Origin of the sequence: Streptomyces sp. CAU 1734, from assembly GCF_039888735.1 — a bacterium.
Lineage (GTDB): Bacteria > Actinomycetota > Actinomycetes > Streptomycetales > Streptomycetaceae > Streptomyces.
In genome coordinates this window covers 249,824-275,022 of the sequence record NZ_JBDQQP010000010.1, presented here as the reverse complement: position 1 = coordinate 275,022, position 25,199 = coordinate 249,824, and the positions used below count along the sequence as shown (strand labels likewise).

The following is a 25,199-nucleotide window of genomic DNA, read 5'->3' as shown; positions in this document are numbered from 1 at the left end:
GGGACGAACAGGCTCCGGAGGTCAGTTCACCAGGGAGAAGCCGAAGTACGAAAGACCCGCGACGCCGCCCACCGTGCGGGCGTTGAAGGAGCTCGCGCCGGCCGCCGTGACGCCGCTCGACGTGGACTTGAAGCGCCAGACGGCGCCCGCGCCCTTGTCCTCGGCGTACGCGCCGACGACCAGTTCGGCGCGGCGGTCGTTGTCGCTGTCCACCAGCTTGACCGCGGCGCCGAAGTGGTCCTCGGTCTCGTCGGTGCCGGGGACACCGGGGGTGGACTGGGTGAGGACCTTGGCGCCGGTGCCGGTCAGGCCCTTGGCCGAGCCGCGCAGGACGGTGACCGCGCCGGTCCGGCGCTTCGAGCCGGTCATCTCGCCGGGGGCGCCGACGGCGACATCCGCGTAACCGTCGCCGTTGGTGTCGCCGGCCGAGAGGGACCAGCCGAAGCGGTCGTTGGCCTTCGCGGTGCCGGGGATTCCGGCGGTGTTCTGGTTGATGTGGGTCTTGGCGCGGGTGCTCAGGCCGTTCTTGGCGCCATGGGTGACGATGATGCCGCCGCCGGGGGCGCCGAAGGGCTCGTCCGCGGACTTCTCCATGAAGTTGCCGGTGATGACATCGCCGAAGCCGTCCTTGTCGATGTCCCCGATGGCGGCCTCGTAGCCGCCGGGCAGCGTGCCGGTCTTCCGGACCGTGTTCTTGGGGCCGGCCGACAGAAGCGTTCCGCCGCCGGGGCCGAAGGCGACCAGTTCCCTGCCGGGACGGCCGTCGACGTCCCCGGCGACCAGGTACTCCGCGTTCAGGCCCTTGCGGTCGAGGATGTCGAGATCCTGGCGGCCGGCGGGGACACCCTTGCGGCTGATCGGGCCCTTGAAGACATGGAGGCCGTCGACCACCATGTTGATCGCGGCCAGATCGGGCTTGCCGTCGCCGGTGAAGTCGCCGACGGCGACGTCCCAGCCGAGTTCGTTGTGGTGCTCGGGCAGGTGCGCGGAGATGTCGGCGCCGCTGGTGAGGCCCTTGGCGCTGCCCCACAGGATGGTGACGGAGCCGTAATCGTCGGTCTTGCCGACCCGGTCGGCGTGGACGCCGACCACCAGGTCGGTGTAGCCGTCGGCGTCGACGTCGCCCGCGGTGAGGCGGTCGCCGAAGTAGTCGCCGGCCTCGGCGACACCGGGGACGCCCGGGGTGTTCTGGTGGATCAGGGCGCGCTTGGCGGTGCTCAGACCCGACTTGGTGCCGTAGACGATGGAGATGGCGCCCGCGCCGGTCTTCCCGCCGACCTCGGCGATGGGGGCGGCGATCGCGACATCGCGGAAGCCGTCACCGTTGAAGTCGCCCGGGAGGCCGGAGGGCGCGGCCGCCGCGGGAGCCGCCGTCGCGACGACGAGCAGGCCGCCGGTGACCACGGCCGCGGTCGTCGCCGCGACAGCGGTACGAAGAGTCTTGTGCAAGAGGATTCCCCACTCGAACGGTGCGCTCCCCGCGCACCTCAAACGGATCCGCGTACGCGGATCGCGTCATCGTCGCACCGGATTCGAACAGGTTCAACTTACATATACCGGCTCTCGCCGACCGGCCCGGCTCACTCCCGCAGTGCCGCCACCGCCGCCGCCAGGTCGCCCGCCGGGTCCGCGATCAGGGTGTGCGCGCCGTCGCGGACGACCCGGCGGCCCGCCACCACCACCTCGCGGACGTCCGCCGCCGAGGCGGCGAAGACCGCCGTCTCCGCGGCCAGTCGGGGCACCGGGCCCGCCGTGCGCACGGAGGTCAGCGAGACCGTGGTGAAGTCGGCGGGGGCGCCGGGCTCCAGGATGCCCGCCCCGGGGCGGCCGAGTGCGGCATGGCCGTCGGCGGAGGCCGCGCGGAGCAGGGCGGCGGCCGTCCAGTGGCCCCGGACCCGGGTGCGGAGGCGTTCGTTCAGCTCCATCGCGCGGGCCTCCTCCAGGAGGTCGATCACCGCATGGCTGTCGCTGCCGAGCGAGAGCGGCGATCCGGCGCGCTGGAGCTCCCGTGCCGGCCCGATGCCGTCCGCCAGGTCGCGTTCGGTCGTCGGGCACATGCAGACCCCGGCGCCGGAGCGGCCGAGCAGGGCGATGTCCCCGTCGGTCGGATGGGTGGCGTGGACGGCCGTCACGGTCGGCTTCCAGAAGCCGGCGCTCTCCAGCAGCCCGGCCGGGGTGCGGCCGTGGACGGCGAGGCACGCGGTGTTCTCGGCGGGCTGTTCGGAGAGATGGACATGGACCGGTACGCCGTCGGTGCGGGCCGCGAAGTCCGCGAGGACGTCCTCGGCGGAGAGGGCCCGCACGGAGTGGACCGCCGCCCCGATGACGGCGTGCGCCGCGGGCTTCAGCCGGGACCAGCGGTCGTGCCAGCCGTCGAGGGTGCCGTCGCCGAAGCGCAGCTGCGGGCCCTTCAGCGGCTGGTGGCCTTCGGGGGTCAGCCCGCCGTGGAGATAGACCGTGTCGAGGAGGGTGATCCGGATGCCCGCCTCGGCCGCCGCCGCGATCAGGGCCTCGCCCATGGCGTTGGGGTCGGCGTACCGGGTGCCGCCCGGCGCGTGGTGGAGGTAGTGGAACTCGCCGACGGCGGTGATCCCGGCGAGCGCCATCTCCGCGTACACCGCGCGGGCGAGGGCGTGATACGTGTCCGGGGTGAGCCGGGAGGCCACCGCGTACATCGTCTCGCGCCAGGTCCAGAAGGTGCCGCTGCCGACCTGGACGGTGCCGCGCAGGGCCCGGTGGAAGGCGTGGGAGTGGGTGTTGGCGAGGCCGGGGAGGGTGACGCCGCGCAGGATCTCGGCGCCCGGCGGCGGGGCCGGGACTCCGGTGCGGACGGCCGCGATCCGGCCGTCGCCGCCGACGTCCAGGACCACGCCGGGCTCGGTGCGGTCGCCGAGATGGGCGTGTTCGGCCCAGTACGCGGTCGTCAGCGGCATGCCAGCCCTTCCAGTACGGCGGCGAGCGCGCGGACCCCCGCCACGCAGTCGTCCTCGGCGGCGAATTCGGCCGGGGAGTGCGAGATACCGGTGGGGTTCCGCACGAAGAGCATCGCGGTGGGGACGGCGGTGGAGAGGATGCCCGCGTCATGGCCCGCGCCGGTGCCGAGGACCGGGGCGGGGGCGGGGAGCCGGGCGGCCAGGATGCCGGCGATCTCGTCGCGCAGGACGTGGTCGAACTCGACGACCGGGGTGAAGGATTCGCGTACGACGGAGAGATCGAGGCCGTCGCGCCGGGCGCACTCCTTCGCGGCCTGTTCGATCGCGGCGACGACGGTGTCCAGGCCGGCCTGGTCGGGGGCGCGGGAGTCCAGCCAGGAGCGGATCAGGGAGGGGATCGCGTTGACGCCGTTCGGTTCGACGGCGATCTTGCCGAAGGTGGCGACCGCGCCGGCCGCCTCGGCCTCCCGCCGGGCGGCGAGGACGGTCTCGGCGTAACCGAGCATGGGATCGCGGCGGTCGGCGAGCCGGGTGGTGCCCGCGTGGTTGGCCTCGCCCCGGAAGTCGAACCGCCAGCGGCCGTGCGGCCAGATCGCCGAGGCGATGCCGACGGGGTCGCCGGTCAGATCGAGGGCGCGGCCCTGTTCGACATGGAGTTCGACATAGGCGCCGATACGGGCGAGGCGTTCCGGGTCGGGGCCGATGGCGGAGGGGTCGTGTCCCGCCTCCTCCATGGCCCGCGGGAGGCTGATCCCGTCGGCGTCGGTCAGTGCGTGGGCCGCCTCGCGGCTGAGCACTCCGGCGGTGAGGCGGGAGCCGACGCAGGCCAGGCCGAAGCGGGCGCCCTCCTCGTCGCCGAAGTTGGTGATGGCGAGGGGGCGGGTGAATCGCGCCCCCTCGCGGCGGAGCTCGTCGAGGGCGGCGAAGGCGGAGACGACACCGAGGGGGCCGTCGAAGGCGCCGCCGTCGGGGACCGAGTCCAGATGGGAGCCGGTGACGACGGCGTCGCCCTGTGCCGGGTCGCCGAGCCAGGCCCACTGGTTGCCGTTGCGGTCGGTCTCGTACGCCAGACCGCGCGCCTCGGCCTGTTCCCGGAACCAGGTGCGGCAGTCGGCGTCGGCGCCGGTCCAGGCATGGCGGCGGTATCCGCCGGTGGCGGCCGCCCGCCCGATGGGGCGGAGATCGGCCCACATCCGGTGGAAGGAGTCCCCCTCGGCGGGCGATGTCATGATTCCTCCCGCATCGGCACGCGTACGCCCTTGTCCTCGGCGACCGACTCGGCGATGTCGTACCCGGCGTCGACATGGCGGATCACGCCCATGCCGGGGTCGTTGGTGAGCACCCGGCGGATCTTCTCGCCGGCCAGGGGGGTGCCGTCGGCGACCGTCACCTGTCCCGCGTGGATGGAGCGGCCCATGCCCACTCCCCCGCCGTGGTGGATGGAGACCCAGGATGCCCCGGACGCCACATTCACCATGGCATTGAGCAGCGGCCAGTCGGCGATGGCGTCGGATCCGTCGAGCATCGCCTCCGTCTCGCGGTACGGGGACGCCACCGAGCCGCAGTCCAGATGGTCCCGGCCGATGGCGAGGGGGGCGGCGAGCTCGCCGCTCGCCACCATGTCGTTGAAACGCTCCCCGGCCCGGTCGCGTTCCCCGTAGCCCAGCCAGCAGATGCGGGCGGGCAGGCCCTGGAAGTGGACGCGTTCGCCGGCCAGGCTGATCCAGCGGCGCAGGGATTCGTTCTCGGGGAAGAGTTCGAGCATCGCGCGGTCGGTTCTGGCGATGTCGGCCGGGTCGCCGGAGAGCGCCGCCCAGCGGAAGGGCCCCTTCCCCTCGCAGAAGAGGGGGCGGATGTAGGCGGGTACGAAGCCGGGGAAGTCGAACGCCCGGTCGTAGCCGGCGGTCCTGGCCTCGCCCCGGATGGAGTTGCCGTAGTCGAAGACCTCCGCGCCCGCGTCCTGGAAGCCGACCATGGCCTCCACATGACGGGCCATCGACTCGCGGGCCCGCTGGGTGAAGTCGGCGGGCTTCTCGGCCGCGAAGGAGGCCATCTCGTCGAAGTCCACGCCGGCGGGGAGGTAGGCGAGCGGGTCGTGGGCCGAGGTCTGGTCGGTGACGATGTCGATCGGCGCGCCCATGGCGAGGAGCTCGGGCAGCAGCTCGGAGGCGTTGCCGAGGACGCCGATGGAGAGCGGGCGCCGGGCGTCGCGGGCCTCGGTCGCCAGCCGGAGGGCGTGGTCGACGGAGTCGGCGCGGACATCGAGATAGCGGTGCTCGATCCGGCGCTCGATGGCGCGCGGATCGCAGTCGACACAGATCGCCACGCCGTCGTTCATGGTGACGGCGAGCGGCTGGGCGCCGCCCATGCCGCCGAGTCCGGCGGTGAGGGTGATGGTGCCGGCGAGGGTGCCGCCGAACCTCTTCGCGGCGACGGCGGCGAAGGTCTCATAGGTGCCCTGGAGGATGCCCTGGGTGCCGATGTAGATCCAGGATCCGGCGGTCATCTGGCCGTACATGGTGAGTCCGAGGGCTTCGAGCCGCCGGAACTCCTCCCAGTTCGCCCAGTCCCCGACCAGGTTGGAGTTGGCGATCAGGACGCGCGGGGCCCATTCATGCGTCTGCATCACGCCGACGGGGCGGCCGGACTGGACGAGCATCGTCTCGTCCTGCTTCAGCGTCCGCAGGGTGCGCTCCATGGCGTCGAAGGAGCGCCAGTCACGGGCGGCCTTGCCGGTGCCGCCGTAGACGACCAGCTTGTCGGGGTGTTCGGCGACCTCGGGGTCGAGGTTGTTGCGGAGCATGCGCAGGGCGGCCTCCTGCTGCCATCCCAGGGTGCTCAGTTCCGTACCGCGCGGCGCCCTGACGGGACGGGGGCCCGACGGTCCCGGTGTTCCTGGCAGTCCTGGCATGTGAGGGCCTCCTCGCGGCGCTCACACGGCGGTGCGCCGTGTGGATGGATGGGTCTGGTGAGACGCGCGATATCAGGGGATGCCGGGGATTACGGGTGGTGAAGGACGGCAGCCGCTTCCGGTGCCATCCTGTTGATATCGCTATTCACATCCTGGCTACATGAATACTCCTAGTCAACAGGTGCGCCGCGCACACCCCGGATGATTGGCTGGCGGCATGACTGCCGACCGACGCGATCAAGCCGTACGAGCCGCTCTCGCCCAGGGGCTCCTCACCGAGGACCAGCCCGTGGCCGCCCTGCTGGACGTGGCCGGGATCCGCGCCTCCGCCCGGGCTCTGCGGGCCGCGTTCGCCGCCGTCACCGATGCGCCGGTGCTGCATGCCTTCGCCGTCAAGGCGGCGCCGCTGGTGCCCGTCGTCGCCCTGCTGAACGAGGAGGGCATCGGCGCGGAGGTCGCCAGCCCCGGCGAACTGGCACTGGCGCGCGCGGCGGGCGTGCGCCCCGGGGACACCGTCCTCGACTCCCCGGCCAAGACCCGGGCGGAGCTGGCGGAGGCGCTGGAGCTGGGCATCGCCGTCAATGCCGACAACCCACAGGAACTGGCCCGTCTCGACGCCCTGAGGGCGGCCGCGGACAACCCGTCCGCGCCCATCGGGATACGGGTGAACGCGCAGGTGGGAGGCGGCACCATCGGTGCGCTGTCGACGGCGACCGCCACCTCGAAATTCGGGATCGCGCTCCGTGACGAGGGCGCGCGCCGGGCGGTCGTGCGGATGTGTCTGGACCGGCCCTGGGTGACCCGGCTGCACACCCACTCCGGCTCCCAGGGCATACCCCTGGAGCGGATGATCGAGGGGATCCGGGAGGTGTACGGACTCGCCGAGGAGATCAACGCGGCGGCCGGGCGCCGGCAGATCGACACCATCGACATCGGCGGCGGACTGCCCGTGAACTTCGCCTCCGACGACCACACCCCGAGCTTCGCGGAGTACGCGGCGCTGCTGAGGATGCGGGTCCCGGGACTGCTCGACGGGCGGTACGGGCTGGTGACCGAGTTCGGCCGGTCGCTGCTGGCGAAGAACGGACTGATTCTGGCCAGGGTCGAGTACACCAAGGTCTCCGGCGGACGGCCGATCGCGGTGACCCACGCGGGGGTGCAGGTCGCCACGCGCACCGTCTACGACCCGGCCTCGTGGCCGCTGCGGATCGCCGCGTACGACGGGAAGGGCCTGCCCAAGGCGGGCGAGCCGGTGGTGCAGGACGTGGCGGGGCCGGCCTGCTTCGCGGGCGATCTGCTCGCCGAGGGGCGGGCGCTGCCGCCGCTGGAGCCGGGTGACGTGGTGGCGGCGCTGGACACCGGGGCGTACTACTTCTCCAACCACTACGGGTACAACAGCCTGCCCCGGCCGGGGGTGTACGGCTTCTCGTCGCCGGCGGGCGAGGGCGCGGCGGACGGGCGGGAGGAGACGGTGTTCGCCCCGGTGCGGGCTCCGCAGACCGTGGCCGAGATCGTCGCGGAGTCGGGCGGGGAGCTGGCCGGCGCGCTGCTGCGGGGGGAGTGAGCGGGCCGTGAGCGCGCCCCGGAGGACCGCCGTCCGGCGGCCTTCCGGGGCGATGGGCGGCCTTCCGGGAGCGATTGTCAGAGCCTGCTGCTTCCCTTGAACCATGGCGAACACAAGTGTGGTGGTCGAGCGCCGGATCGCGGCTCCGGCGGACCGGGTGTGGCGCGCGCTCACGGATCTGGAGCGCGCGCCGGCCGTGCTGAGCGGGGTGGACTCGGTCGAAGTGCTCTCCGACGGCCCGTTCGGGGTGGGCACCCGATGGCGTGAGACACGGCGGATGATGGGCCGGGCGGCGACCGAGGAGATCCAGGTGACGGCCGCCGAGCCGCCGCTGCGCTATGTGGCGGAGGCCGATTCCCGGGGCGCCCACTACATCTCCGAGTTCGTGCTGACCGAGACCGGCCCGTCGACCACGGATGTGCGGATGACCTTCTCCGCCCTCCCGCCCGAGGGGCTCGTCCCCGGGCTGCTCGCCAGGCTCTTCGGCGGGCTCGGTGCCCGGATGGTGGCCAGGACCATCGCCGCTGATCTGGCCGATGTGGCGGCGGCGGTGGAGGCCGGGGAGTAAGGGCGGCCCCGGGGGGGCGGGATGCGGGGATCAGGCTGCGGGAGGGGGCGGGATGCCGGGTCAGGATGCCGGGGTCGCCGGCCTGGGGAAGATCAGTCCGCGCAGGTCCTCGATCTGCTTCGGGGTGGCGACCAGGTCCAGGGTGTCGAAGGAGAGATCCCATCCGGTCCGGCCCCGGCCGTCCCGGGTGAAGCGCTCGACGATGCCGAAGCTCACCTCGCGCCCGTCCGAGCGGACGATGGCGTGCCCCACCCACTCCCGGTGGGTCGTGCGGCCCTCGCGCACGGTGTTCCCCGGCTCCAGCTCCAGGTCACGGACCTTTCCGAACAGCTTGCCGAGATAGGCGCGGGCCGCCTCGGGGCCCTTCAGCCCCTTGGCCGCGCCGGGGCCGGTCAGCTCGGTCAGCCGGTTCACGCCGTCCACGAGCGCGTCGATGTCCTGGGTGTTCCAGGCCCGCTTCCGCTCCCGGACACTCTGCTCCGGGCGGGCCGGACCCGGGCCGGCCGAGGTGTTCCGGTCCGGACCGGCGAAGAGGTCGGGCAGCTTCGGGTCCAGCGGGCGGAAGAGATCGGTCTGGTCCCAGAACCGGCGGCCCTGCTGGACCTGCGCGCCGCTGAGCTCCAGCCGGTGCATGGTCACATAGTCGACCGCGACCGGCAGCCCCGGCCCCACCGGGTCCACGATGCCGGTGTTGCGGGCCTTGACGAAGGCCACCCGGCCATCCGGGGAGGCGGACACCGAGAGCGGCTCGAAGCGGTACTTCTCCACCCGCTTCACGACATTGGTGATCTGCGCCTCGATGATCTCGCGGCCGATCGGCTCCGCCAGACCGGTGTCCATCAGCGTGCCGGTGGGCGTGAACAGAGCCATGTACTTCGGGATGTCGGCCGGTGCCTCGCCCCAGGCGCAGTACGCCCTGAGGAACGCCCGCACCTTCGGGTGCAGGGCGCCATGGGCGGAGTGTTCCGGCGCCGGGGCCGTCGCGACGGACGCGCAGAGCGACGGCTGCGCGGACGCCGAGGCGGTACCCGAACCGATGGGCAGCAGAGCGGCGGCGGTCGCGACGACGATCAGGGGGCGGATGCGCTGCACGGCGTACTCCGGATCTCTTCGAACGAGTCTGTTCCGGGGGGCTGTTCGCCTCCCTGCCCAGGAGTCTGCCGGGGGCGTCCCGGGGGCGCGATTACGTGCGGGGTAATGCCGCCGGGGCAGTGCGTCCCGCCGGGCGCGCGGCCGGACCGGTGGGCGGCAACGGCCCGCCGGCACGCGGAATGGACGCATTTCCCGCACATTCGTCCAGGCATCACCGCTCATCGCCGGGGCAGTCCTCCTCCCACACCGCATCCGCACGGACTCTTGGGAGAGCCTCACTTGACCAGCCCGTCCACCGCCCCCTCCGCACCCGAGCCGTCCGGATCGTCCGCGTCGTCCGTACCGCCGTCGTCGCCCGTACCGCCGTCGTCATCCGTGCCACCGGGGGCTGCCGCACCGCCCGGGGCTGCCGCACCGCCCGGGGCTGCCGCACCGCCCGGGGCTTCCGCACCGCCGGGGGCTTCCGCACCGCCCGGCGGCGAAGGGCCGCTCAAGAGAGCCATCGGGCCCAAGCTGCTGATCCTCTTCGTCATCGGCGACATCCTCGGCACCGGCATCTACGCCACCACCGGCAAGGTCGCGGGCAAGGCCGGCGGCGCGCTCTGGCTCCCGTTCCTCATCGGATTCATCGTCGCCCTGCTGACCGCCGCGTCCTATGTGGAGCTGGTCGGCAAGTACCCCAAGGCGGCCGGGGCCGCGCTCTACACCCAGAAGGCGTTCAAGGTCCCCTTCCTCACCTTCATCGTCGCCTTCATGGTGATGTGCTCCGGGCTCTCCTCCGCGAGCGCCGCCGCCCGGGCCTTCAGCGGCGACTACTTCCAGGAGTTCACCGACGCGGTCCCCGCCACCCTGATCGCGATTCTCTTCATCCTGGCCCTGGCCGCGCTCAATCTGCGCGGGGTCTCCGAGTCCGTGAAGACCAATGTGGTCCTCACCATCGTGGAGCTCACCGGTCTGGCGATCATTCTCGCGATCGGCGCGTGGGCGGTCCTCTCCGGCGGCGGCGAGCCCTCCCGGCTCACCGACCTCGAGTCGAGCGGTACCGGATACGCCCTGGTCACCAGCATGCTCGGGGCCACCGCACTCGGCTTCTTCGCCTTTGTCGGCTTCGAGGACTCGGTCAACATGGCCGAGGAGACCAAGGACCCGGTCCGCACCTTCCCCCGGGCCATCTTCATCGGAGTCGCGGTCACCGGCACCATCTATGTCCTGGTGGCGCTGGTCTCCTCGCTCCTCGTCGACCACCGGACCCTGGAGCGGTCCAGCGGACCGCTGCTGGAGGTGGTGAAGGCGGGCGGTGTCGGCTTCCCGCCCGAACTCTTCGCCCTGATCGCCCTCTTCGCGGTCACCAACTCCGCGCTGATCAACATCATGATGGCCTCGCGGCTCTGCTACGGCATGGCGAACGAACGCATTCTGCCGAAGGTGATGGGACGCGTCCTGCCCGGCCGGCGCACCCCCGTCGTCGGCATCGTCTTCGTCTCGGCGCTCGCGATCGGGCTGGTCACCACCGGCGAGATCGAAGGGCTCGGCGACACCACCGCCTTCCTGCTGCTCTGCGTCTTCGCCATCGTCAACATCGCCGTACTGGTCCTGCGCCGCGACCCGGTGGGCCATGCCCACTTCCGTACGCCGACGGCCCTTCCGGTGCTCGGCGCGATCACCGCACTCGTCCTGGCGAGTCCGCTCGCCGACCGGGACGCCGAGGTCTACATCCGCGCCGGGGTGCTGATCGCCATCGGCATCGGGCTCTGGGTCGTCAACAGGGCGGTGCTGAGGGCACGCGGGGAGGACACGGCCTGACCTCGGGCGGGGGAGCGGGGAGGGGTCCGGCGGGCGGCCCGGCCGGCGGCCGGCGCGGGGTCGGTGGGCGGACCCTATCGGGGCCGGGGCATGTTCCGTTGGAAAATGCCAGAAGTCTCATCACTCCCAGCCACACCACCTAGCCTTTCCGTCACCGACGACCGCACACCAGTGCGTGGGAACACCAGGGCGGAAAGGGGGCCCGCATGCCCGGAATCGACGAGTCTCTGCTGGAGGCCATGCTGGTGCCCGGAGCGCGCGGCGCGGCGCTGGTGGACTGGGTCAGCGGGCTCGCGCTCGGCACCATCGGCGAGGCACCCGGCGGGGACCACGAGGCCGGTGCCGCCGAGCTCGCCGAGCTGGCCCGGATGACGGGTGAGTACACCGCCTTCGCCGCGACGGGCGGAGCGAGCGGGACGGCCGGAGCCGGCGGGACGCGCGGAGCCGGCGGGACGGGCGGGACGGCTCCCGAGGACGCGGGGGTTCCCGAGGACCTCATCGTCACCACCCCCACCTGCTACCACCTGGTCCGTTTCCTCGGCCCGGTGCTCGACGGCGGAGTCGTCCTCCATCTCTGGCTCGACCGCGACCTCGGCAATCTCGCCCTGGCCCGGATGCGGATGCGCGACCTCGCCGGGCGGCTGGTGCTCTGATGGCGACCGCCCTCTCCCCCTTGCTCACCCGGCTCACGGAGGAGCGGGCCACCGGTGTGCTGATCCGCGAGCACGGCGCGCTCTATCTCACGGACGGCCGGGTCGTCCACGCCGAGTCACCCGCGGCGCCCGGACTCGAAGCGCTGCTCGCCGCGCGAGGAGCGGCGGAGGCCGGCGCGCCCGCCGGTCCGGCCCCCGGCCCCCCGCACACCGGCCGGGTGATGAGCGCCGGCGGCGGACGGCTGGAGATCCTGCGGCTGACCGCGCTGTTCGACGCGGCCTACTTCGCGCTCGCCCCCGCCGACGGGCCGACCCGCTTCCGCTCCGGCGCCGCCCACTGGCGGGTCCCGGTGCGGCCGGTGGAGCCCCGGGCGGTGGAACGCGAGGCACTGCGGCGCGGCAGGCTGCTCCAGGCGCTCTGGCCGCATCCGGCGGTCGACACCGCCCCGGTGCGGTGCCGTCCCCGTCCGGAGGGCCGGGCGGTCACCGCCCGCCGCCGGTCGCTGCTGGCGCTGGCCGATGGCGTACGGACCCCGGCCGCGATCGCCCACGCGCTGGGGCGGCCCGGGTTCCACACCCTGATCGAGGTGCGGCGGCTGGCCGCCGAGGGGTTCATCGACACCCCGGCGAGCGCCCGGGTCGCGCCGGTTCCGCTGCCGGCGTTCCCGCCCGAGGGCGCGGAGGGCCCGGGGTCCCCGGCCGTACCCGGACCGGCGGAAGGACCGGAGCGGCGGAACGGGGGCGGACGGGCCCGGCCGTGGGGCGCCTTCACCGCACCCGACACCGCGCTGCTCCGGCGGATCCGTGACGCGCTGGAGGGCCCCGGGTGAGTGCGCACCCGCCGCCGCGCCCCGCGCCGGGACCCGCCCGTACGGCGGGAGACGGCCGTACGCCGGGATCCGGCCCCCCATCAGAAGGCGCGCGGGCAGCCCGCGCGCCGGGCAGGAGAGAGCCGATGACCAGCGAGGCGGATGTATTCGCCGAAGTCCTCACCGAACTGAGACGGCTGCGGGCCCGCATGCCGCAGCTGACCGGCGCGGTCGCCGCGAGCGTGGACGGTCTGGTCCTCGCCTCCGACACGGGCATGAGCATGGGCGGCGCGGGCCCGGCGGCCGGACGGGGCGACGGTACGGAAGGTACGGAACCGGGTCCCGGTACCGGCCCGGATCCGGGTGCCGCCGGCCGGAGTCCGGGCCGGGGCTGGTACACGGACGCCGCGCGCGCCCCGTCCGCCCGTACGGCCCGCGTCCCCGGCACGGGCCCGGGCTCGGGCTCGGGCTCGGGCTCCGGCGAGGCGGCCGGAGCGGACGACTCCCGTCCCGGCGCCGAGAGTCTCGCCGCGCTGACGGCGGTCGCGCTCGGGGTCGCCGTCCGGCTCACCGAGACCACCGGACAGGGCGGCCTGTGCGAGCTGCTGGTCCGGGGCGAGCACGGCTGTGTCGCGGTGTACGGGGCGGGCTCGGCCGCCGTGCTCACCCTGCTCGCCGGACCCCGGGTGAATGTCGGACGGCTGCATCTGGAGGGCCGCCGCTCCGGCGCGCTCATCGGCGAACTGGTCGACGGCGCTCTGAAACGTCCCGGGACCGCCCCCGGCCCCTCCCCCGCACCACCCGTTCAGGAATGACCAGCACCCAGGAAAGGGAACCCTCATGCCCGGCACCGAACACGCCCTGAAGCAAGCCACCACTCTCATCGAGGGCGCCATCGGCGCCGCACTCGTCGACTACACCAGCGGCATGGCCCTCGGCACCATCGGCGGCGGCAAGGATCTGGATCTGGCCGTGGCCGCCGCGGGCAACACCGATGTGGTGCGCGCCAAGGTGCGCACCATGGAACAGCTCGGCCTCAAGGACTCGATCGAGGACATCCTGATCACCCTGGGCAGCCAGTACCACCTGATCCGGCTGCTGAAGGGGCGGGGCGCCGACGGGCTCTTCCTCTATCTGGCGCTCGACAAGGAGCGGGCCAATCTCGCGATGGCCCGCCATCAGCTGCGCCGGATAGAGAGCGAACTGGAGGTCTGAGCCGGCCCGGACGCGGACGCCGCCGGGCCCGGGTCCGCGTCCCCGTTCCGCTTCCCCGTTCGCTTCCCCCGTCAGGACCGGCGGCGCCGTGCCCCGCCGGGTGCGGCGTCCCCGGCCGCGATCCCGGTGGTCCGGTACTCCCCGGCCCGCTTCCCCGCCGCTCCCCCGGCCATCCGGTCCACCGGCAGCCAGTACAGCCGCTCCCCGGCGTGCTCCAGCCGGCCGATCCAGACCGCCTTGGCCCACAGGCCGGCCCCGGCGCCCGCGAGCGCCAGGCCGGCGGCGCCCGGCAGGGCGAATGAGGAGGCGATGGAGACGAGCGCGGCGAGCAGCATCGGCAGGCGGCGGGCGCGCCGCCGGACCCGCAGGGTCACCCGCCGGTCCTGGAGCCGGTCGGTGCGCCCGGCGCGGCCGGCCGCCTCCGCGTACCGCCGGTAGCGGCCCCGGTGGACGAATGCGGTGACGGCCGCGGTGACCAGGAAGAGCGCCGCACCGGTCAGCAGTCCGATGCGGCGGCCGGTGAGCCCGGGCAGCAGCGCGCCGATCGCCGCCGTGACCAGCCCCAGCCACCACAGGGGTGCCGCTCTCGCCCGTACCACCACGGCCACTCTGGCCAGCGACTCCGTACCGCGTCCCACCTCTGTGCTCCCTCCGTGTGCCCCATGGTTTTCCGGCAGGGAGGATAGCCGCGGTTTCTGAGTGCCGGCTGAGTGCCGGCCGAGTGCCGGGGACGGTTCCTGGACGGGTTCGGGGACGGTTCATGAACGGGTTCGGGGAGGGCCGGGGTCCGGTCCTCGCCGGCTCACTCGGCGAAGAGCCCCCGCGCCGCCGCCCGGGTGTCGAACTCCTCCAGCCGGGCCTGCGCGTCGGGGAGTTCGTCGCACATCGCCTCCAGCAGCACCCGGCCCAGCAGCATCGGCCCGCACGGGGTGTCGAAGGCGAGCCCGGTGCCGACGGCGGCCGGGATCAGCAGGTCGCTGTGGCCCGCGACCGGGGCGAAGGCCGAGTCCGCGACCGTCACCACCGTCAGCCCGGCCGAGCGGGCGTACGCCAGGGTCTCCACCACTTCCTTCGGGTGCCGGGGCAGGGCGAAGCAGAGCAGCGCGGTCGCACCCGCCCGGCGGGCGGCGTCGATCCGGTCGGGGAGCAGGGTGCCGCCCTCGTCGAGGAGCCGGACATCCGGGTGGACCTTGGCGGCGAAGTAGGCGAAGCCGCGGGCCTGGGCTCCGGCCGCGCGCAGGCCGAGGACCGGCAGCGGCCGGGAGGCGGCGAGGAGCCGGCCGGCCTGTTCCACGGGTGCCGGGTCGGCGAGGAGTTCGGCGAGCCGGCGCAGATTCTCGATCTCGGCGTGCACCGCCTGCTGGTACTCGTTGGGGGTGTCCTCGCCGGTCTCCGGGCTCTCCGGGGGAGCGAGCTCGCGCAGATGCTTGCGCAGGGCGGGATAGCCGTCGAAGCCGAGGGCGACCGCGAACCGGGTCACGGACGGCTGGCTGACCCCGGCGACCTCGGCCAGCTCCACACTGGACAGAAACGGCACATCGGCGGCGCGGCGCACCATCGTATGGGCGATCCGCCGCTGGGTGGGGGTGAGCCGGTGGCCCTCGAAGAGCTGTTGCAGCCGCGCGGCAGGGCTGGAGCTCATGCCGTCCCCCTCGGATATTCAGTCGCCAAGAACTCTGCATGACAGTATGCAGCGGGTTGGCGGACCCGTGCCCGCCGGGTACGGGCGGCGCCGCGGCCCAGCAGGCCGTACGGGTGGAAAGAGGGGGGCTTTCCCCAGTGACCGCCCGGTGCCCGTCCTCGTACTGTCACCCGCATGGAAGCCCGCGATCCCGAGTTGAAGAAAGAGCTGGACGCCACTCTGCACGCCCGGAAAGAACTGGGCGACGAGTACGAGTCCGCGCTCATCGAGTCCTTCCTGGAGAAGGTGGAGAACCGGCTGGACGGCACGGTGGACCGCCGGGTGCGCCGTCAGCTCGCCGAGCGGCAGATGGTGGTGGCCCGGGGCACCCGCCCGCCGCAGGAGCTGTCCGATCCCAATTTCGGCGAGCGCTTCGGCTTCGGCATCGTCTCGCTGATCCTCGCCGTGCCGCTCTCCGCGATCGGCGCGGTCAACGCCGATCTGCCGGGGCTGGTCGTCGTCTGGGCCGGAATCGTCGGAGTGAACGCGGTCCACTCGGGGATCGGCTTCTCCTGGCTGCGGCGGGGCGGCCGGGCGAAGCCGGAGGACCGCTGGGAGGACTGACCGCGCCGGGCCGGATCGCGCGGGCACCCGATCGCACGGGGAGGACCGGGGGAGAGACCTGAGGAAACCGGCCGGCCGCGAGGGCCGGGGAGAAGGGTGACGCGGGGACCGCCGCACCCCCGGCCGCCGGCCGGAGGGCGGGACGACGGCGGTCCCCGCGTGGGACACGGTCCCGGGTCAGGGCCGGTCGCCGCGTCCTGGCGTCATGGGTCCGGGAGCCGCTCCGGATGTCCAGGACGCCGTTCGTGGATGCCGGCCGGTCCCCTTCCGGAGCGCCTGCCGACATCCACCACTGTGCCCGACGAGTGTTAAGCGAGTGCTGCGCGGACATGTCGCGCACGTACCGTTCGCGAGAATGCGGCGGACGGCGCGGCGGCGGGCACGGGAGCCGGCGGGCTACAGACCCGCGCCGCCCGCCCCGCCCTTGCCGCCCGCGAGGAAGGCCAGCAGGTCCTGGCGGCTGATCACACCGGTGGGCTTCCCCTCCACCAGCACGATCGCCGCGTCGGCCGTGTCCCCGAGCACCGCCATCAGGTCCGACACCGGCTCACCGGAGCCGACCTGCGGAAGCGGCGGGCTCATGTGCTTCTCCAGCGGGTCCTCCAGCGTCGCGCGCTGGGTGTAGAGCGCGGCGAGGAGCTCCCGCTCCACCACCGAGCCGATGACCTCGGCGGCCATCACATCAGGGTGACCCGCGCCCGGCTTCACGATCGGCATCTGGGAGACGGCGTACTCGCGCAGCACCTCGATGGCCTCGCCCACCGTCTCCTCGGGGTGCATGTGCACCAGGCTCGGGATCTCCCCGCCCTCCTTGTGGCGGAGCACGTCCCCGACCGATGCGGCGGGTCCGGACTCCTCCAGGAAGCCGTAGTCCGCCATCCACTCGTCGTTGAAGATCTTGGAGAGATAGCCGCGCCCGCTGTCCGGGAGCAGGACGACCACCACATCGTCGGGGCCGAGCCCCTCCGCCACCCGCAGCGCCGCGACCACGGCCATTCCGCAGGAGCCGCCGACCAGCAGTCCCTCCTCCTTGGCGAGGCGGCGGGTCATCTGGAAGGAGTCCTTGTCCGAGACGGCGACGATCTCGTCGGTCACCGTCCGGTCGTAGGCGGTCGGCCAGAAGTCCTCGCCGACGCCCTCCACCAGATAGGGCCGCCCGGAGCCGCCGCTGTAGACGGAGCCCTCCGGGTCGGCGCCGATGATCCGCACACCGCCGTCGCTGACCTCCTTGAGATAGCGCCCGGTGCCGGAAATCGTGCCGCCGGTGCCCACACCCGCGACGAAATGGGTGATCTTTCCCTCGGTCTGTTCCCAGAGTTCGGGACCGGTCGTCTCATAGTGCGAGCGGGGGTTGTTCGGGTTCGAGTACTGGTCGGGCTTCCAGGCATCGGGGATCTCGCGCACCAGACGGTCCGAGACGTTGTAGTACGAATCCGGGTGCTCGGGGTCCACGGCGGTGGGGCAGACGACGACCTCGGCACCGTACGCCCGGAGCACATTGATCTTGTCCGTGGAGACCTTGTCCGGGCAGACGAAGACGCACTTGTAGCCCTTCTGCTGGGCCACGATCGCCAGCCCCACACCGGTGTTGCCGCTGGTGGGCTCCACGATCGTGCCGCCGGGGCGGAGCGCTCCGCTCTCCTCGGCCGCCTCGATCATGCGCAGCGCGATGCGGTCCTTCACCGAACCGCCGGGGTTGAAGTACTCCACCTTGGCCAGCACGGTCGCCTGGATGCCTTCGGTGACGCTGTTCAGTTTCAGCAGCGGCGTATTGCCGACGAGACTGATCATCGAGTGATGAATGCGCACAATGTGTCTCCGGGATCTCCGTAGTGAATGCGGTCAGAGTATGCCGACCGGGGCGGGATTGGGCGACCGCGGCTACGGGGCAGTTAGCAGGTGAGGAGAGGAGGGCCGGACGGTGTCGAGAGCGAGAGTGGCACGGCGCATCGCGGCGGGCGCGGCCTACGGCGGCGGAGGCATCGGCCTGCTCGGCGCGGCGACCGTGGGCCTGGTGCTCGCGGAGGTGCAGCTGGCGAAACGGTCCGTGGGCGGGGGCACCGCACCCGTACCGCCGAGGGGTGACGGGCTCTACGGGCTGGCCTTCGGGCGCACCGATCCGCTGCTCCTCGGGATGCTGGGCGACTCCACCGCGGCGGGCCAGGGCGTGCGGCGGGCCGGGCAGACGCCGGGGGCGCTGCTGGCGTCGGGGCTGGCGGCGGTGGCCGAGCGCCCGGTGGAGGTCTGCAATGTGGCTCTCCCGGGGGCCCGGTCGGACGATCTGGAACGCCAGGTCACGCTGTTGCTCGCGGACACCTCGCGGATGCCGGACATCTGCGTGATCATGATCGGCGCCAACGATGTCACCCACCGGATGCCGCCCACCCAGTCCGTGCGCCATCTCTCCTCGGCGGTGCGGCGGCTGCGCACGGCGGGCGCCGAGGTGGTCGTGGGCACCTGCCCGGACCTGGGGACGATCGAGCCGGTGTACCAGCCGCTGCGGTGGCTGGCCCGGCGGGTGTCGCGCCAGCTCGCGGCGGCGCAGACGATCGGGGTGATCGAGCAGGGCGGGCGCACGGTCTCGCTGGGCGATCTGCTGAGCCCGGAGTTCGCGGCCAACCCGAGGGAGATGTTCGCCGCCGACAACTACCACCCGTCGGCCGAGGGGTACGCCACGGCGGCGATGGCGATGCTGCCGACGGTGTGCGCGGCCCTGGGGGCGTGGCCGGAGTCGGACCACCCCGAGGCGGCGCGGGACGAGGGAATGCTGCCGGTGGCACAGGCGGCGGTCACGGCGGCCCGGGAGGCGGGCACCGAGGTCACCGGCGCCCGCGCGCCCTGGGCACTGCTGAAGCACCGCCGGCGCAGGCGGCTGCCCGCCTCGGCGCACCCCGCCGAACCGGCGACGGACGAGGCGGACCCGGGCGAGGGCCCGGACGCGCCGGGCGCGGGGGGCTCCGGAGCGGACGGCCGCCCGGCGGCGTCACCCGCCACGGGGGCGAGGCCGCGCTGAGGGCGCGCGTACGGAGGACGGGCGCGCGCCGAGGATGCGCGTACGGGAGACGCCACGACGGCGGGGCCGGGCCCGGGAGGAGCGGGGCGCGGCCCTTCGCGCGCCCGCCGGCCCGAAGGGCCCCGGCTCCGGCTCCGCCCCGGCCCCCGGCTCCGGCGCACTCCGGCCCACTCCGGCCCACTCCGAAAAAGTGAGCGCTCGCTTAGAATTGAGTCGCTCGTCACACGCGGATACCCGTGACCGCGTCCCTACCTCGCGGTAACTTCCCAACCGGTCCACTCTCTCGCCCTCATGGAGCCGTGATGCCCGAAGCCGTGATCGTGTCCACCGCCCGCTCCCCCATCGGCCGGGCCTTCAAGGGCTCCCTGAAGGATCTGCGCGCGGACGATCTCACCGCGACCGTCATCGAGGCGGCCCTCGCCAAGCTTCCCGGCCTGGACCCCCGGGACATCGACGATCTGATGCTCGGCTGCGGCCTCCCGGGCGGCGAGCAGGGATTCAACCTCGGCCGGATCGTCGCCGTGCGGCTGGGGATGGACCATCTCCCCGGGTGCACGATCACCCGCTACTGTTCCTCGTCGCTCCAGACCTCGCGGATGGCGCTGCACGCCATCAAGGCCGGTGAGGGCGATGTCTTCATCTCCGCCGGCGTGGAGATGGTCTCGCGCTTCACCCGGGGCTCGTCCGACAGCCACCCGGACACACAGAACCCGCTCTTCGCCGGCGCCGGGGCCCGTACCGCGAAGGCCGCCGAGGGCGGCGCCGACTCCTGGCACGACTCGCGCGAGGACGGCGAGCTGCCCGACGCGTACATCGCGATGGGCCAGACCGCCGAGAACCTCGCCCGGCTGAAGGGTGTGACCCGGCGCGACATGGACGAGTTCGGCGTCCGCTCGCAGAACCTCGCCGAGGAAGCCATCCGCAACGGCTTCTGGGAGCGCGAGATCACCCCGGTCACCACCCCGGACGGCACCGTGGTCAGCAAGGACGACGGCCCCCGGGCGGGGGTGACGCTGGAGGGCGTCGAGGGACTGAAGCCCGTCTTCCGCCCCGACGGGCTGATCACCGCCGGCAACTGCTGCCCGCTGAACGACGGCGCCGCCGCACTGGTGATCATGAGCGACACCAAGGCCCGCGAGCTGGGCCTGACCCCGCTGGCCCGGATCGTCTCCACCGGCGTCTCGGCCCTCTCCCCGGAGATCATGGGCTACGGCCCGGTCGCCGCCTCGCAGCAGGCGCTCACCAGGGCGGGCCTGACGATCGGCGACATCGACCTCGTGGAGATCAATGAGGCGTTCGCGGCGCAGGTGATCCCCTCCTACCGGGACCTCGGCATCGACATCGACCGGCTGAACGTCAACGGCGGCGCGATCGCGGTCGGCCACCCGTACGGCATGACCGGCGCGCGGATCACGACGACCCTGATCAACAGCCTGCAGTTCCACGACAAGCAGTTCGGCCTGGAGACGATGTGCGTGGGCGGGGGACAGGGAATGGCGATGGTCATCGAGCGGCTGAGCTGAGGCGCAGTGGAGGGTAGGGGTCGTCCGAGGAACGAGGACGGCACCTGCCCGCAACGAAGCCGAGGCTCAACGCGACCAGCCCACACCGAGCGGCTGAGCTGAGGCGCAGTGGAGGGTAGGGGTCGTCCGAGGAACGAGGACGGCACCTGCCCGCAACGAAGCCGAAGCACAACGCGACCGCTTGAGCCGAGCCCGGCTCCACGCGCTCACGATCACAGCGCGACCGCACCGCGCTGAAATGTGCGACAGATGCCGTGCGCCTCTCCCCCGGGGCGCGCGGCATCGCCGCACCACCGCGCACCCGGCCGGAGGCCACCCCGCGGGCGGGTGTGCCGAGTCGTGACCGAATATGCCCCAGGATGTGATCCAGCCCTCAAGTAAGCGGTATCACCGCAGGTCAAAGCGGTTGCCAGGTAAACGCCAGGCCAAAAGTCCTGTCCATTTCGTGACGTATTGCACTGACAGGGGACGTGGGCTCATCGCAAGCTGATGTTAGGAAGTCGGGGGTGTCGACGAAACCGGGAGTACGTCAGTGAGCGCCATGTCTCTTGCCCTGCTGCTGACCACGGCCGCCGCGACGGCGGTGGGCACCGCCGCCCTGTACGCCGTCCACGGCCTCCGCAGGCAGGTCACAGCCCTGCACACCGAACTCTCCGCGGCCGTCGAGGCAGGTGCGGGACCGGTCGCCGCGGTGCCCCACCAGGCCCGGCCGACCCCCGCCGCCGAGATACGCACGGCCGTCGCCGAGGCGCTCGCCGAGGAACGCGAGCGGGAGCTGGCCGACGCGCGGGCGTTCTGGGCCGCGCAGGAGACCCGGGACGCCGCCGACGCCACCGCGCGGCTCGGCGGGGAGCCGCCGCTGCATCTGCTGGGCGGCGTGGGCGCGGCCGAGGAGGAGCTGCCGTTCTATGTGCCGCGGCAGAGCGATTTCGCCGGGCTGGAGGCGATCGACCTGGAGGCCGTGGAGGCGTTCGAGGAGCTCGCCGATCTCCCCGAGGCGACCGAGTTCGCCGAGGACTCCCCGGAGCTGGCCGCGGCCCGGCGCCGGCACCCCTCGCACCCGGACTTCGTGCCGGTGCAGTCCCCGCTGATCACCGACCACGAGCGGACCGTGTCCCGGCTGGAGGAGCTGGCCGAGGCGCGCACCGCGCTGGCGGATGTGCGGCCCGGACCGCTCGGCACGCTCGATGTCTATGTCTTCGCGGACGGTACGACCCTGTGCCTGACGCCCGGCCACCGCGAGACGGCGGAGCGGCTGGGGCAGGCGCTGCGCGCCGGTGACACTCCCGTACTGCTGGGCGGATCGAGCATTTCGGGCGCGTACGCCCTGACCTTCGTCTGTGGTGACGAGACGGTGTATCTGCTCGCGGACCGGGTCATCACCTCGCTCTGAGCGCCGAGCGCCGAGCCGTGAGCCGCTGAGCTCCCGAGCCGCCCGGCCCCGAGCCGCCCGCACGGCTACAGACCGGAGCGCTCCACCGCGGCGCGTACCAATTCCACGGCCTCGTCCACCTCCGCCGCACGGCGGGGCGGGGCCGTTCTCAGTGCTTCGGCGATATCCGCTCCGGCCACGGAGAGTTGGTCGGCGACCGCGAACACCCCGGCGTCGGGCATGATCACCGGCGTCCGGTCCGGGTTCTCCAGGAGCTGGGCACGGCGTGCCAATTCCCTGGCCAGGGCGAGTGCCCCGGCGGCCGCGCCGCGTTCGAGGCGGCTCTGCGGGGCGGCCCGCAGCCGGTCGGCGAAACGGTCCACGGCGGCGGTCAGTTCGGTCGTATCGAGCACGGGACGACCCTACGCACACCCCCGGGAGTGTTGCCAACGCGCCCGGCCTCAGGCACGGTGGCGGGAAGGAGCACACGCGCGACGCGTCCGGAGGCGCCGATGTCCCAAGTCTTCTCCGAAGAGACCCATCGAAATCTGCTCTCCCGAATCCCCCAACGCACCGGTCGTGAGATCTCCGACTGGCTCCGCACGGTCGAGAACGGTCCGTCTCTCTTCCGTTTCGAGGAGAAGGTCAGCTGGCTCCGCAGTGAGCACGAGCTGTCGTACGGCCACGCCAAGGCGATCATCCACGAATACGACCTGAGGCGAGCGGCCCGCAAGCTGCTCTAGCCCCGCCCGCCGAACGGGCACAGCCGCGGGCCGCGGGCTCTCCGACCCGAGCCGTGCGACCGCGAGCGCCGGCCCCGCCGGGGCCGTCCCCCGATCTCTCCCCCGAACCCCACCTGACCACGACGGAAGCCGAAGGGCCCGCAGGCTGCTGCCTGCGGGCCCTTCGGCGTGTGCGTCACGCCTCACCGCTCACGCGGGGGAGTGTGAGCGGCGTGCTAGTCGTTTCCGGAGATGATCGACAGCACTCGCAGCATTTCCAGGTAGATCCACACCAGGGTCAGGGTGAGGCCGAAGGCCGCCAGCCAGGACTCCTCGCGCGGAGCACCGTAGGTGAGTCCGTCCTCGACCTGCTTGAAGTCGAGGGCGAGGAAGCAGGCGCCCAGGATGATGCCGATGACACCGAAGAGGATGCCGAGGCCACCGCTGCGGAAGCCGAGACCGTCGCCTCCGCCGATGGCGGCGAAGAGCAGGTTGACCAGCATCAGCAGCAGGAAGCCGACCGCCGCGGCCATGACGAAGCCGTAGAAGCGGCGGTTGACCCGGATCCAGCGCATCTTGTAGGCGATGAGCACGCCGGCGAAGACCGCCATGGTGCCCAGGACCGCCTGCGGGACGACACCGGCACTGATGTGGGTGCTGACCGCGCTGGAGATCACTCCGAGGAAGACACCCTCGAAGGCGGCGTACGCCAGGATCAGCGCGGGGACGGGCTTGCTCTTGAACGCCTGGACCAGCGACAGGACCATGGCCACCAGGGCGGCGCCGATGGCGATGCCGTAGGACTTGCCGACGTTGTCCGTGTCGACCGGCAGCAGGAACCAGGCGAGCGCGGCGGTCAGAACGACGGTGCCGAGCGTCATCGCGGTGCGCGCGACGACATCGTCGATCGTCATCACCCGGCGGGCGGGTGCCTGGGTGCCCTCGGCGAGCTGGGCCTCGGGTGCGTAAGGGTTGGTCGCGTACGGGTTACCGGTGCCGGTGCCGCCCTGGGCGTACGGGTTGCCTGCGACGGGGCCCCCGGCCTGCGGCTGCGCGTTGAAGCCCGCATAGCCGTTGTCGCGGCTGAACCCCCGTCGCGAGAAGACCGGGTTACTGCTCCTCATCTCACTCCTCCATGGCCGCACTGCGCGGCCTTGCGTCAAGAGTAATGCGGGAGCAAATAAAGCACCCTAGTGCCAGGGGAGGATCTTTCCGGATCGTGACCCTTCCCACGGTCTTGTTCCCATCGTTCCCCGCGTCCGGGCGGCCCGCGTCCGTTCCGCCATCCGCGCGGGGGCGGGCGCGTCGGCGGGAGGCGCCGACGGGAGGCGCCGACGGGAGGGCGGCGCCGGGATCACGACCGCGGCCCGATCAGGGTCCGGCGGAATCCGGTGGGAAAGGTTCCGTATAGGGGTGTGCAAGGTGGGGCAGAAGTGCGAGCATGTGCGCCAGTGGCGGTCAAGTATTCAACCACTATGAGTCGACGGCCGGGCTACAGAGAGTGCCCGGAGCCGGACTCGAACCTGATCTGCCGAATCCTTTGACCTGCGAATACGCCCTGACCTGCGGTGCAGATCAGGGCTTCAGTCTGTCTCGGCCGGTCTTGGCCGGTTTCAGGGGGGGGCCGTGTTCCCGGCGGGAACACCAATTCTCACGCAACGTGAGCAGCAGATCCTGACGGAAACTCGCCGCCTACCCGACCTCTCGGTTGTTGTTACGCGAACCGGATCCACCACGGTGTCGTGGCGGTAGCCGGTCGCCCAACTGCCTGAACACCTCGTCCTGCACGCGCGCAGGTAGGCCCGCGATGATGGTGAGGATCGCGTCCACCCGCTCGTCCTGGCCGGGAGCGGGTTCGCCCGGCGCTCCAACGTCGAGCGGCACCGGATCGCGGCCGGCCTGAACCGCATCGACACCGCCGGGCTCCCATCTCAGTGCTTGGTCGATGCCCCGCTTCGTCAGCGCGCTGGCCGTGACCTCGCCCTTGCGGATCGCCCGCAGTGCCTCGTACGAGACCTTTGCCGCCACCGCGACCTCTCGCCACGTGAGCCCAAGGTCCACGCGACGCTCATCCATCACGCGATCCAGTCGCGTCGGCTCCGGCATCGTTTTACCCCTTCATGGATCCGCCACCCTGACGCAGATTAACGCAACATGCCGCAACTGCGCTTAGGGGTGCCTCACTTCGAGCCATGGAGCCACAGGACACCACAGACCTGTTGCCTACTTGCGCCAAGCTGCGTTAATCTGCGCCGCATGGCACAGATGCACGCAGGCATAGTTCGAACGCGTCGCGTTGGAATGGGCCTGACCCTGGTCGACCTCGCCGAGAGGTGTCGGTCGGAGGGGGTACCGGTCCACCACGCGCACCTGAGCAAAGTTGAGCGAGGGATCCACCCGCCAGGGCCGCATCTCAGGGCCGTCCTGGCCCGGGTGCTGAGTATCACGCCGCATGAGGCCGACGCCTCATCACAGCCACATGTCTGTGAGGCACGCGAGTGAGTATCCAGAACTACAACGTGGCCGAGGCCGCGGAGATGCTGCGGTGCAAGCCCTCCTTCCTGGAGGAAAACCTAAAACGGTTCCCCCACCAGAGGCTGGGGCGATCCGTGGCATTCGACGAGACCGAGCTGACCGCGATCAAGAACATGTGTCGCGTCCTCCCGGTTGAAAACGCCACCCCCGCAGATTCCACACCTGAACTCACCTTGGCGACCATCCAGCCGAAACAGCGTCGCAGCCGCACGGGCTGAGCGGGGCCACCCGGGCCGGGCAT

Annotated in this window: 24 protein-coding genes; 13 read left to right on the top strand and 11 right to left on the bottom strand. The window is 72.3% G+C overall.

All coding sequences use genetic code 11. From position 1 onward, the window contains the following. Positions 1-21: 21 nt before the first annotated feature. The 4 genes from AAFN69_RS21230 to hutU all read right to left on the bottom strand — a co-directional run bounded on the left by AAFN69_RS21230 (position 22) and on the right by hutU (position 5,844). Positions 22-1,449, bottom strand: a complete 1,428-nt coding sequence (locus tag AAFN69_RS21230; RefSeq protein ID WP_347730191.1) for an FG-GAP-like repeat-containing protein — start codon at positions 1,447-1,449, stop codon at positions 22-24. 131 nt (positions 1,450-1,580) lie between these two features. Continuing rightward, the gene (locus tag AAFN69_RS21225) at positions 1,581-2,933 is read right to left on the bottom strand and encodes a formimidoylglutamate deiminase (protein WP_347730190.1); all 1,353 of its coding nucleotides are present in this window, start codon (positions 2,931-2,933) and stop codon (positions 1,581-1,583) included. Then, positions 2,924-4,162, bottom strand: a complete 1,239-nt coding sequence (locus AAFN69_RS21220; RefSeq protein WP_347730189.1) for an allantoate amidohydrolase — start codon at positions 4,160-4,162, stop codon at positions 2,924-2,926. The genes AAFN69_RS21225 and AAFN69_RS21220 overlap by 10 nt, the downstream gene beginning before the upstream one ends. Further along, positions 4,159-5,844 (bottom strand): urocanate hydratase, encoded by a 1,686-nt coding sequence (gene hutU, locus AAFN69_RS21215; RefSeq protein WP_347730188.1) that lies wholly within the window; start codon positions 5,842-5,844, stop codon positions 4,159-4,161. The genes AAFN69_RS21220 and hutU overlap by 4 nt, the downstream gene beginning before the upstream one ends. A 217-nt stretch (positions 5,845-6,061) precedes the next feature. On the opposite strand from hutU, the gene AAFN69_RS21210 reads away from it, so the two are divergent. Beyond that, entirely contained in the window at positions 6,062-7,408 is a 1,347-nt protein-coding gene (locus AAFN69_RS21210) for a diaminopimelate decarboxylase (protein WP_347730187.1), read from the top strand. A 103-nt stretch (positions 7,409-7,511) separates the two neighbouring features. Then, positions 7,512-7,976 carry an SRPBCC family protein gene (locus tag AAFN69_RS21205; RefSeq protein WP_347730186.1) on the top strand — a complete coding sequence of 155 codons (465 nt, stop codon included), beginning with the start codon at positions 7,512-7,514 and terminating at the stop codon, positions 7,974-7,976. 60 nt (positions 7,977-8,036) lie between these two features. Here the strand turns inward: AAFN69_RS21205 and AAFN69_RS21200 are convergent, their stop codons facing one another. After that, positions 8,037-9,068 carry a nuclear transport factor 2 family protein gene (locus tag AAFN69_RS21200; RefSeq protein WP_347730185.1) on the bottom strand — a complete coding sequence of 344 codons (1,032 nt, stop codon included), beginning with the start codon at positions 9,066-9,068 and terminating at the stop codon, positions 8,037-8,039. Positions 9,069-9,569: 501 nt separating this feature from the next. On the opposite strand from AAFN69_RS21200, the gene AAFN69_RS21195 reads away from it, so the two are divergent. From AAFN69_RS21195 to AAFN69_RS21175, 5 genes are all read left to right on the top strand, one after another. After that, positions 9,570-10,871, top strand: coding sequence for an APC family permease (locus tag AAFN69_RS21195; RefSeq protein ID WP_347730263.1), 1,302 nt, complete (start codon positions 9,570-9,572; stop codon positions 10,869-10,871). Between the two features lie 206 nt (positions 10,872-11,077). Beyond that, positions 11,078-11,524, top strand: coding sequence for a hypothetical protein (locus tag AAFN69_RS21190; RefSeq protein ID WP_347730184.1), 447 nt, complete (start codon positions 11,078-11,080; stop codon positions 11,522-11,524). Then, positions 11,524-12,354, top strand: a complete 831-nt coding sequence (locus AAFN69_RS21185; RefSeq protein WP_347730183.1) for a transcriptional regulator — start codon at positions 11,524-11,526, stop codon at positions 12,352-12,354. The genes AAFN69_RS21190 and AAFN69_RS21185 overlap by 1 nt, the downstream gene beginning before the upstream one ends. Before the next feature lie 125 nt (positions 12,355-12,479). Continuing rightward, the gene (locus tag AAFN69_RS21180) at positions 12,480-13,148 is read left to right on the top strand and encodes a roadblock/LC7 domain-containing protein (protein ID WP_347730182.1); all 669 of its coding nucleotides are present in this window, start codon (positions 12,480-12,482) and stop codon (positions 13,146-13,148) included. Positions 13,149-13,173: 25 nt separating this feature from the next. Then, complete coding sequence (locus AAFN69_RS21175) at positions 13,174-13,548, top strand: hypothetical protein (RefSeq protein ID WP_347730181.1); 375 nt, start codon at positions 13,174-13,176, stop codon at positions 13,546-13,548. 71 nt (positions 13,549-13,619) lie between these two features. Here AAFN69_RS21175 and AAFN69_RS21170 read toward each other — a convergent pair whose 3' ends face one another. Further along, the gene (locus AAFN69_RS21170) at positions 13,620-14,186 is read right to left on the bottom strand and encodes a hypothetical protein (RefSeq protein WP_347730180.1); all 567 of its coding nucleotides are present in this window, start codon (positions 14,184-14,186) and stop codon (positions 13,620-13,622) included. A gap of 164 nt (positions 14,187-14,350) precedes the next feature. Continuing rightward, on the bottom strand, positions 14,351-15,190 hold the full coding sequence (locus AAFN69_RS21165; RefSeq protein ID WP_347730179.1) for a MurR/RpiR family transcriptional regulator: 840 nt from the start codon (positions 15,188-15,190) through the stop codon (positions 14,351-14,353). Positions 15,191-15,364: 174 nt separating this feature from the next. Between AAFN69_RS21165 and AAFN69_RS21160 the strand changes: the two genes are divergently transcribed. After that, positions 15,365-15,793, top strand: a complete 429-nt coding sequence (locus AAFN69_RS21160; RefSeq protein ID WP_347730178.1) for a hypothetical protein — start codon at positions 15,365-15,367, stop codon at positions 15,791-15,793. Between the two features lie 396 nt (positions 15,794-16,189). On the opposite strand, the gene AAFN69_RS21155 is transcribed toward AAFN69_RS21160, so the two are convergent. Further along, entirely contained in the window at positions 16,190-17,602 is a 1,413-nt protein-coding gene (locus tag AAFN69_RS21155; RefSeq protein ID WP_347730177.1) for a cystathionine beta-synthase, read from the bottom strand. Positions 17,603-17,714: 112 nt separating this feature from the next. On the opposite strand from AAFN69_RS21155, the gene AAFN69_RS21150 reads away from it, so the two are divergent. The 3 genes from AAFN69_RS21150 to AAFN69_RS21140 all read left to right on the top strand — a co-directional run bounded on the left by AAFN69_RS21150 (position 17,715) and on the right by AAFN69_RS21140 (position 21,722). Next, a complete protein-coding gene (locus AAFN69_RS21150) occupies positions 17,715-18,806 on the top strand; it encodes an SGNH/GDSL hydrolase family protein (RefSeq protein WP_347730176.1) in 1,092 nt (363 codons plus the stop codon). A 302-nt stretch (positions 18,807-19,108) separates the two neighbouring features. Further along, complete coding sequence (locus AAFN69_RS21145) at positions 19,109-20,329, top strand: acetyl-CoA C-acetyltransferase (RefSeq protein ID WP_347730175.1); 1,221 nt, start codon at positions 19,109-19,111, stop codon at positions 20,327-20,329. Positions 20,330-20,870: 541 nt separating this feature from the next. Then, positions 20,871-21,722, top strand: a complete 852-nt coding sequence (locus AAFN69_RS21140) for a hypothetical protein (protein WP_347730174.1) — start codon at positions 20,871-20,873, stop codon at positions 21,720-21,722. Positions 21,723-21,787: 65 nt separating this feature from the next. Here the strand turns inward: AAFN69_RS21140 and AAFN69_RS21135 are convergent, their stop codons facing one another. After that, positions 21,788-22,114 carry a hypothetical protein gene (locus tag AAFN69_RS21135; protein ID WP_347730173.1) on the bottom strand — a complete coding sequence of 109 codons (327 nt, stop codon included), beginning with the start codon at positions 22,112-22,114 and terminating at the stop codon, positions 21,788-21,790. 99 nt (positions 22,115-22,213) lie between these two features. Here AAFN69_RS21135 and AAFN69_RS21130 point away from each other — a divergent pair, with 99 nt between their 5' ends. After that, the gene (locus AAFN69_RS21130; protein WP_347730172.1) at positions 22,214-22,444 is read left to right on the top strand and encodes a DUF4287 domain-containing protein; all 231 of its coding nucleotides are present in this window, start codon (positions 22,214-22,216) and stop codon (positions 22,442-22,444) included. A 215-nt stretch (positions 22,445-22,659) separates the two neighbouring features. Here AAFN69_RS21130 and AAFN69_RS21125 read toward each other — a convergent pair whose 3' ends face one another. Further along, entirely contained in the window at positions 22,660-23,547 is an 888-nt protein-coding gene (locus tag AAFN69_RS21125; protein ID WP_347730171.1) for a Bax inhibitor-1/YccA family protein, read from the bottom strand. Between the two features lie 568 nt (positions 23,548-24,115). Continuing rightward, positions 24,116-24,529: a hypothetical protein gene (locus AAFN69_RS21120; RefSeq protein ID WP_347730170.1), complete on the bottom strand. Its 414-nt coding sequence runs from the start codon at positions 24,527-24,529 to the stop codon at positions 24,116-24,118. Between the two features lie 392 nt (positions 24,530-24,921). On the opposite strand from AAFN69_RS21120, the gene AAFN69_RS21115 reads away from it, so the two are divergent. Continuing rightward, on the top strand, positions 24,922-25,176 hold the full coding sequence (locus AAFN69_RS21115; protein ID WP_347730169.1) for a hypothetical protein: 255 nt from the start codon (positions 24,922-24,924) through the stop codon (positions 25,174-25,176). The last annotated feature ends 23 nt before the right edge of the window (positions 25,177-25,199 follow it).